Consider the following 827-nt stretch of genomic DNA (forward strand, 5'->3'; position numbering starts at 1 on the left):
AGGGCGTGTTGACAATTAGTGTAGCAGGATCATGGCTGCTGCTAGGAAAACGAATCCGGCAAAACTGCCGGCTGTCTTCTCGTATCTGGTGGCCACACGCCTGAATGCCTTGAGCTTGCTGAAGAAGCGCTCCACCTTGTTTCGGTCTCTGTAGAGGTTCTTGTCGATCTGGCGCTGCTGGAGGCGGTTTTTCTTGGAGGGGATCACCGCCTCGGCGCCCGAGTCCCGGACATAGCCAAGGAAGGCGTCGGAATCGTAGCCTCGGTCGGCCAGCACGGCGCCGGCCCGGTAGCCCTCCACCAGTCCAAGCGCCTGGGTGGCATCACCCCGCTGGCCCACGGTGAGCATGATCCGCAGCGGGTTACCCAGCGCGTCCACTGCCGCGTGGATCTTGGTGGACCAGCCGCCCGCCGACATGCCTAGGCACTCCGCTTCCGGGTCCCCTTTTTTTGCCCTGCCGCGTGCTGGTGCGCCCGCACCACGGTCGAGTCCACCATGAGCCAGTCCAGGTCCGGCTCCTGCAAAGCCTCGAATACCCGCTCCCACACGCCCTTCAGGGACCAGCGCCGGAAGCGCACGTAGGCCGAGTTCCAGGGGCCGAACCGCTCGGGAAGGTCTCGCCAGGGTGCACCTGAGCGGGCAACCCACAGAACCGCGTTCAGGAAAAGACGGTTGTCGCGGCCTGACCGGCCCACATCCCCGCTCTTGCCCGGAAGCAGCCGAGACACCGACTCCCACTGCCGGTCCGTGATCTCATAACGACGCATAGGCTTTTTGATACTCTAACAACTGCCAGGAAAAATAATTCTACAATTGTCAACGCGCCC

General features: G+C 62.6%; 1 protein-coding gene. It reads right to left on the reverse strand.

Annotated features, from left to right (window positions below; translation table 11 throughout):
- Positions 1–15 precede the first annotated feature (15 nt).
- Positions 16–767, reverse strand: a protein-coding gene (locus H7U12_RS22095) for an IS5 family transposase (protein WP_394368085.1) whose coding sequence is annotated in 2 segments (ribosomal slippage) — positions 16–443 and positions 443–767 — 753 coding nt in all. Because the reading frame shifts where the segments join, the coding sequence is not laid out codon by codon here.
- Between the last annotated feature and the right edge of the window lie 60 nt (positions 768–827).

The organism is Rufibacter sediminis, from assembly GCF_014269285.1.
Classification (GTDB): Bacteria; Bacteroidota; Bacteroidia; order Cytophagales; family Hymenobacteraceae; genus Nibribacter; species Nibribacter sediminis.